This is a genomic window from Planktothrix sp. FACHB-1355, from assembly GCF_014748295.1.
In the GTDB taxonomy this organism is placed as follows: Bacteria; Cyanobacteriota; Cyanobacteriia; order Cyanobacteriales; family Aerosakkonemataceae; genus Aerosakkonema; species Aerosakkonema funiforme_A.
Genome location: NZ_JACJUP010000252.1, coordinates 1 through 6,979, shown reverse-complemented (window position 1 = coordinate 6,979; position 6,979 = coordinate 1). Strand labels below are relative to the sequence as shown.

The 6,979-nt window shown below is 44.3% G+C and carries 8 protein-coding genes; 3 read left to right on the top strand and 5 right to left on the bottom strand.

The genetic code is table 11. The annotated features are described in order from the left end of the window. Positions 1–658 (bottom strand): o-succinylbenzoate synthase (locus H6S82_RS13010; RefSeq protein ID WP_191056288.1); only part of this gene is annotated, 658 nt, incomplete at its 3' end. Further along, on the bottom strand, positions 658–1,563 hold the full coding sequence (menA, locus tag H6S82_RS13005) for a 2-carboxy-1,4-naphthoquinone phytyltransferase (RefSeq protein WP_190462288.1): 906 nt from the start codon (positions 1,561–1,563) through the stop codon (positions 658–660). The genes menA and H6S82_RS13010, both read right to left, overlap by 1 nt. Before the next feature lie 408 nt (positions 1,564–1,971). Here menA and H6S82_RS13000 point away from each other — a divergent pair, with 408 nt between their 5' ends. Genes H6S82_RS13000 through H6S82_RS33000 form a run of 3 tightly spaced genes read left to right on the top strand, consistent with a single transcriptional unit; the run spans position 1,972 to position 5,312 of the window. Continuing rightward, a complete protein-coding gene (locus H6S82_RS13000) occupies positions 1,972–3,399 on the top strand; it encodes an isochorismate synthase (RefSeq protein WP_190462287.1) in 1,428 nt (475 codons plus the stop codon). 15 nt (positions 3,400–3,414) lie between these two features. After that, positions 3,415–5,172, top strand: coding sequence for a 2-succinyl-5-enolpyruvyl-6-hydroxy-3-cyclohexene-1-carboxylic-acid synthase (gene menD / locus H6S82_RS12995; RefSeq protein WP_190462340.1), 1,758 nt, complete (start codon positions 3,415–3,417; stop codon positions 5,170–5,172). After that, positions 5,169–5,312 (top strand): hypothetical protein, encoded by a 144-nt coding sequence (locus H6S82_RS33000; protein WP_206756865.1) that lies wholly within the window; start codon positions 5,169–5,171, stop codon positions 5,310–5,312. Before menD ends, H6S82_RS33000 begins: the two co-directional genes overlap by 4 nt. A gap of 57 nt (positions 5,313–5,369) precedes the next feature. Here H6S82_RS33000 and H6S82_RS12990 read toward each other — a convergent pair whose 3' ends face one another. From H6S82_RS12990 to tatC, 3 genes are all read right to left on the bottom strand, one after another. Next, positions 5,370–5,777, bottom strand: coding sequence for a type II toxin-antitoxin system RelE/ParE family toxin (locus tag H6S82_RS12990; RefSeq protein WP_242056932.1), 408 nt, complete (start codon positions 5,775–5,777; stop codon positions 5,370–5,372). Next, the gene (locus H6S82_RS12985; protein WP_190462286.1) at positions 5,767–5,976 is read right to left on the bottom strand and encodes a hypothetical protein; all 210 of its coding nucleotides are present in this window, start codon (positions 5,974–5,976) and stop codon (positions 5,767–5,769) included. Before H6S82_RS12985 ends, H6S82_RS12990 begins: the two co-directional genes overlap by 11 nt. An 84-nt stretch (positions 5,977–6,060) precedes the next feature. Next, positions 6,061–6,861 carry a twin-arginine translocase subunit TatC gene (tatC, locus tag H6S82_RS12980; protein ID WP_190462284.1) on the bottom strand — a complete coding sequence of 267 codons (801 nt, stop codon included), beginning with the start codon at positions 6,859–6,861 and terminating at the stop codon, positions 6,061–6,063. Between the last annotated feature and the right edge of the window lie 118 nt (positions 6,862–6,979).

Genomic DNA, 6,979 nt, shown 5'->3' with positions numbered 1-6,979 from the left:
GGGGTTGTTCGAGGAATTCGATCTGAGAGTAATTCTCGCACACTTTCAGCCATTCATTTGCTGCTGACCAATTCAATCCAGCATTAGCATCTAATCGCAGTTTGGCCGATGTCGGTAGTGCCTGAATTAGCTTTGCAAAAATTTTGATTTCATCTTGAATGGGAACAACATTAATTTTCCATTTGAAAGTGCGATATCCTTGCTGCCAAAGTGTTTGCCATTGATGTAAAGCGGCTTCACCTGCTGGTAATAAGCAACTGTAAGCAATTTTAGATTTTAGATTTTGGATTTTAGATTGCGGGTTAGTCGCTGATTCCACCGAATTTGGAAAATCAGCTTTTAATCCAAAATCCAAAATCCAAAATCCAAAATTGAGAGCGGATTCAAAACCAAATTGACATGAGGGAAGTTTAGATGGAATAGAGAAAATTGTTTCTGTTGTTATTTCATCGCCCAACTGGCGACAAAAATTTATAGCTGACGGCAATGTTTCGGAACCGAACCAGGGAATAGGGGCAATTTCTCCCCAACCAATTGCACCTTTATCATCGGTGAAGCGCAGGATAATGCCCTCTCGAATATCCCAGTTGCCGTGACTGGTGGAGAGGGCGCGTTTAAACTGTCGCCGATAAGGACGAAATTCAAACTGATAAAGCATCAAATGTTGGCAAGTACGAATCCCAATCCTAACAGTAAGCCACTCCAAAAATGCAGCGCTACGGCGATAAATTTACAATTGCTGACTTTTTCCGGTCGATCGTGATTTTCGCCAACGTGTCGGAATAACTTGAGGGCGAAGGGTAAACTGGCAAAGGTTAGCAATGTCCAAACTGGGAAAATGTGCAATGCGACGAACAGCACAGTCAAAGGGTAAATGCTGCCGCCAAGCCAAGGTAATAGCTGGGATGCTTTGGCAGTGCCGAGTCGGACAATGGGGGATTTCTTCCCTGCCGCAAGGTCGTCTTCAAGTTGATGAAAATGGGAACAAAACAAAATCAAGCTGGTGACGATGCCGACGATCGCAGAAGCTGCTATATTGGCGATCGACCAGCTTTGGGTTTGGCTGTAGTACGCCGCCGATACGCCCAATGGCCCAAAGGTAAAAAAGCAAATTATTTCCCCCAAACCCTGATATCCCAACCGAAAGGGCGGCCCTTGGTAAGTGTAGCCCATCGCACAGCACAGGAGTATCAGACCGATTACAGTGAGGTCTTGTTGCCACCATGCGATCGCCACTACTCCCAGAATACCCACAGCTAAAAACAAATTCGCCAACCAAAAAATTAAAGGTTTATTTCCTGTTAAATTAACGAGCGAATGCGCTTTGTTTTGATCGATTCCAGTTTCCGAATCGAACACATCGTTACTGAGATTGAGCCACGCAACAATCAAAATCGCTGAAATTAAAAATGTCGAAAAGATTGCGCCATTAAAAGTGTTATTTTCCGCGAAAGCAACAGCAGTTCCCACCCAAATTGGAATCACGGCAACGCTGTACATTGGTGGTTTAAGTGCTGCCAACCACAACTTACTGTTTGAATGAGCAATAGATTGTGTAGTCATCGGACGGTATCGATTGAATTTTCCGAATCCCATAATTTTATGATGCTGAGGTAGCAATGGTAAACTCAATCTGGATAACGCACGGCAAAATCTTTGCTGGGGACATCGCCAGTGTCGCTACCACCAGGCACGCATTCCAAACCTTTTGACCCGTTGTGGCCCCGCTGCGAGTCGCGCCATTCCCCACAACGGGGCTGTTTCGCCGGCAGGATCGGGAGTTTAAGAAACCCGGTTTTTTAGAAAAACCGGGTTTCTGGGCGACGACAACCCATCAAAATCAATTTGGTGGAGTACTAGCCCGGTACAACGCAACACCAGAAGTGGTTAGATGGAGTGGGAGTGTGCTAACCCTAGCCCTACCATGCTCATAATTGAAAATTTGGCAAGCAAACGTTAAAAAAATTTGCTATGTTCGCTTCCGTGCCAGTGACACATCATGCTAATCTGTTTGAAGATCGCAAGGAACTGCATCAGTTTCTTTTAGCTTGCAAACAAACCTTAATTGAAAAAGGGCTCCAAAAAGTTGTCAGTATTTCCCTGCCAAGTAAACCGCTCGATCCGCTAGCTGTACTCGATCGCATTGCCGAGCCGGAAAAACTGCATTTTTATTGGGAAAAAGCCAATCAAGGGGAAGCGATCGCGGCGATCGATACAGCCGCTAAATTTAAGTTAGAAGGAGTCGATCGCTTTTCGCAAGCACAAAAATTTATCGATTCATGCCTTGCTAACACAATTGCCACAGGCGCGTTAGACCTACCCTTTTCTGGCCCTCACTTTTTCTGTACTTTCACATTTTTTGATGAGAATATCAATGGTGATTCTCCTTTCCCCGCCGCCACAGTTTTTTTACCTCGCTGGCAGTTTTCCTGTCAAAAAGATTGCTGTGTTATAGTCGCTAATACTGTAATCGACAGCAATGCAAACATCGAAGTTATAGCAGAAAATATATGGCAGAAACTCCACCAAATTAGATTAGCTAACTACAGAAATTTTCATTTGAGCAATTATAAACAGAAATTGCAGCCGCAAGATGTAACGGATCGCAGAAATTTTCAATCCTCAGTCGTATCGGCATTGCAATCAATTCGATCTAAACATTTTAGCAAAATTGTCCTTGCCCACGCAATTGAGGTTAATTCGCCGCGCCCTTTTCATCGGGTTGATTCCTTAAATAATTTGCGAATAATTTATCCGGATTGCTACGTTTTTTCCACCAGTAACGGCAAAGGTCAAGATTTTATCGGTGCCAGCCCAGAGCGTTTAATTAGGATACAAGAGCGAGAGTTAGAAACCGATGCTTTGGCGGGGTCAGCACCGCGAGGCAAAACAGCAGCCGAAGATGCTTATTTTGCAGAACTTTTGCTCAGAAGTGAAAAGGAAAGGCGGGAACATCGAGTTGTCATTGACTTCATTGTCGATCGCTTATCCAACCTGGGTTTGTCACACCAGAGACTTCCTATACCCGGTCTTTTACAACTTTCAAATATACAGCATTTATGGACACCAATTCGAGGTAAAATCACTGGCGGTGTGCAGCCATTACAAATTTTGGCAGAACTCCATCCCACCCCTGCTGTTGCAGGCGATCCCAGAGACATCGCGCTCTCGCAAATTCGCCGCTATGAAGCATTCGATCGCTCTGTTTATGCCGCACCATTGGGTTGGATAGATCATCGCGGTAACAGCGAATTTGTCGTAGGCATTCGCTCAGCACTAATAGACAGCGATCGCGCTAGACTGTACGCAGGTGCCGGTATCGTTGCTGGGTCAGATCCAGACAAAGAACTCGCAGAAATTCAACTGAAACTTCAAGCACTTCTCAAAGCTTTAGTGTGAATGACCCAATCCCCAATGCCCATAGATTTTCGCAACACTAATTCTGTCTGGGCTTCCCTACTTACGGAAACCTTAAAACGACTCGGACTAACAACAGCAGTAATCTGTCCGGGGTCGCGTTCTACTGCTTTGGTAGTTGCTTTTGCCCAACAAGATAAAATAGAAGCTATTCCCGTTTTGGACGAGCGATCGGCTGCTTTTTTGGCGCTGGGAATTGCCAAAAAATTAGGTTTGCCAGTCGCATTAGTTTGCACTTCGGGAACGGCGGGCGCAAACTTTTATCCTGCTATTATTGAAGCCAGAGAAAGTCGCGTACCGCTGTTAGTTTTCACAGCCGATCGCCCGCCAGAATTGCGAGATTGTCATTCCGGACAAACTATCGACCAAATCAAATTATATGGCACTTATCCTAACTGGCAAGCTGAGTTAGCAGTGCCATCATTAGAAATTGGAATTTTGAATTATCTGCGGCAAACAATTATTCATGCCTGGGAGCGATCGCTCTTTCCCGTTCCCGGCCCAATCCATCTTAACATCCCCTTTCGCGACCCTCTCGCCCCCATACCCCAAGCGGCTACCGAAGAGTTGCGATCGCAATTCCAACCAGAAAATTTCTTTGCTAGCTGTCAGTCGTCAGTCATCAGTTGTCAGTTGTCAATAGCCAACAATAATTCTTTACTCAATACCTTACAAAACTGGTTACAATGCGATCGCGGAATCATCATCGCCGGCACGTCACAACCTCAATTTCCCAAACAGTATTGTCAGGCAATTGCCCAACTTTCCCAAACCTTAAAATGGCCTGTATTAGCAGAGGGATTATCCCCATTACGAAATTATGCCGAACTAAATCCTTACTTAATTTCCACCTACGATTCGATATTACGAAACCAGCAAATAGCACAACAACTTAAACCTGAAATCGCCATCCAGATAGGAGACTTACCCACCAGTAAAGAACTGCGAACTTGGTTAGAATCAACCCAACCGCGCACATGGGTAATTGACACCAGCCATCACAATTTAGATCCGCTACACGGCAACACAACTCATCTACGATTATCCGTAGAACAGCTAGCGCAAATATGTGCGATCGAACCAAACAATCTCAGTAAATATCTGCAAATTTGGTGCGATGTCGAAGCCACCGTCAGGCAACGCATTGACCGAACAATGGCAACAACAGAAACTTTATTTGAATGTAAAGTAGCTTGGTTACTTTCCCAGATTTTATCACCAGGAACGCCTATATTTATTGCCAACAGTATGCCCGTGCGAGATGTGGAATTTTTCTGGACACCGAACAATTCTGGAATTCAACCATTTTTCAACCGGGGCGCTAATGGTATTGATGGTACTTTATCCACCGCTTTAGGCATTGCCCATCGCCATCACAGCAGCGTTATGCTGACGGGAGATTTAGCTTTATTGCACGATACCAACGGCTTTTTATTGAGAAACAAATTTATCGGACATCTCACTATTATCTTGATTAATAACAATGGTGGTGGTATATTTGAAATGTTGCCGATTGCCAAATTTGAGCCGCCATTTGAAGAGTTTTTTGCCACACCCCAGGATATAGATTTCGCTCAGCTTTGCGCTACCTACAATGTCGAATATGAAGCGATCGCTTCTTGGCAGCAACTGAAACAAACATTGAATCCTCTGCCTGAAAAAGGTATTCGGGTATTAGAATTGAGAACAAATCGCAAAGCAGATGCTAAGTGGAGGCAGGAAAATCTCGGAAAGTTTGCAGAGGATATATTGTGAAGTTTGGTTCTTTCGGATTTATGGGGAAAATGTTCGTAAATGTTACAGTTGATTGCGGTCGGTGGGTTACGGCACGGGAACTAAATTATCGATCGAAAGTATTGAAATTATCGCCCGTGCCTAACCCACCCTACGATTAGATAAGTTTATATTATTACCACAAAGCCGGGAGAGCCGGTAATTCGCCAACAGTATCTTTAATCGCTGGGACGATCGCCATTTTTCTCATCTTGCGTTTCTTCTTCATCCTCGCTTAGCGCATAAACATCACTCAAAATGCGTCTAATTTTATCTACTGAAACATTCTCGTGTTCTGACTTTGAATAAATCGTCATCAAAAATATTATTGTTGGTGTTTGAACGTGGTAGATGAGCCGATAGCCACCACTTTTGCCCTTTTTGATATCACTGTTTTTGATTCGCACTTTAAACACGACATAATCAGTTCCTGATATTCGATCTCCGAGCAACTCTCCAGCTTCAAGCCGTTCAATTATTGGCTGAACATCAGAGCGGATATGTCTGTACTTTTTGGATAAAGTAACTAAATTACGTTTAAATTCTTCTGCAAAGTTGATTTGAATTGAAGGTGGCTCACTCTGCATCAATCCCCTCCCATAATTCAGAGATTGGTCTAGTTTTTCCTGTTTTTACTTCTAGCCACGCCTGCCGAAAGCTTTCTTCTGGGGACTTCAACTCTTCTTCAACCAGAACAGTAACGCGAACGCGACGTCCGGCCAGTTTTTCTGATTGGGCAACAATTTCTTCCCAAGTTCCCTCTAACTCTAATGGTTGTGATGTCATAGTGGTTCTACCTTGAATAGTTTTTTCTTTGTTAAAAATCAGCTATTAGCCAAGGAATTAACTCCCTAGCGGTTTCCTTTGCGACTATTTACCCAACAGAACGACCAAACCAGTACCAAATAAGTACAAACCCAGCACCGCGCCTGCTAAAAGGGTTTGCGTCAAAGGGTCAGTGGAAGGCGTCAGCACCGCTCCCAAAATTGCCGAGCCCATTAAAACGTATCGCCAAGCCGAAAGCATTTGTTTGGAAGATATAATTCCCAAAAAGCCGATGATAATTTGAATAATGGGAATTTGAAAAACTAACCCAGTACAGAATAAAAGCAGCAAAACAAATTCAAAATAGCGATCGATCGAAAACAGTTGCTCGACCACATCGGCACCATAACTGATCAGGAAATTGAGCGCAGCCGGAATCAAGGCTACATAAGCAAAAACCAAGCCACCAAAAAATAGAAAACTAGACCCAATCACCACTGGCCCCAGCAAGCGCCGTTCCCGACGAGTCAATCCCGGCAAAACAAACATAATAATTTGGTAGAGGATAAACGGACTGGCTACCAGTAAGCCGCTATATCCGGCCACTTTTAGGGATACAAAAAAGAACTCCCCAGGAGCGAGCTGAACAAACTTTACTCCCCGTGCTGGCTTTTCCAAAAGTTGTACGATCGGCTTGACAAAAAAGAAGCAACCTGATATACACAGCACGACAGCAATTAATGAGTAGAAAATGCGCTCGCGCAACTCCTCCAAGTGGTCGAACAAGGACATCTCGACCTCTCCTGGGAGTTCGTCGAGAAATTCCTCTTTTGTATTGTCGTTCTCGTTTTCAGCGTCTGCTAAAGATGGTTCGGTGCTGGTATCTAGTTCCGAAGGAGGCGTCATGGGTCAACTTCAGTCAGTTTGTCAATTATTGTATCTGACTTTAGGGGCTAGGGATTAGGGAAGAGGGAGTGGGAAGGGCGTCGGGGCTAGGGGCTAGGGGCTAGGGGAAAAGGGAAGA

Bases quoted from the DNA above. Each gene is read 5' to 3' on its own strand.
- H6S82_RS12990 (WP_242056932.1), bottom strand. From the start codon at position 5,777: ATGCAGAGTGAGCCACCTTCAATTCAAATCAACTTTGCAGAAGAATTT.
- tatC (WP_190462284.1), bottom strand. From the start codon at position 6,861: ATGACGCCTCCTTCGGAACTAGATACCAGCACCGAACCATCTTTAGCA.
- H6S82_RS12985 (WP_190462286.1), bottom strand. From the start codon at position 5,976: ATGACATCACAACCATTAGAGTTAGAGGGAACTTGGGAAGAAATTGTT.
- H6S82_RS13000 (WP_190462287.1), top strand. From the start codon at position 1,972: ATGTTCGCTTCCGTGCCAGTGACACATCATGCTAATCTGTTTGAAGAT.
- menA (WP_190462288.1), bottom strand. From the start codon at position 1,563: ATGACTACACAATCTATTGCTCATTCAAACAGTAAGTTGTGGTTGGCA.
- menD (WP_190462340.1), top strand. From the start codon at position 3,415: ATGCCCATAGATTTTCGCAACACTAATTCTGTCTGGGCTTCCCTACTT.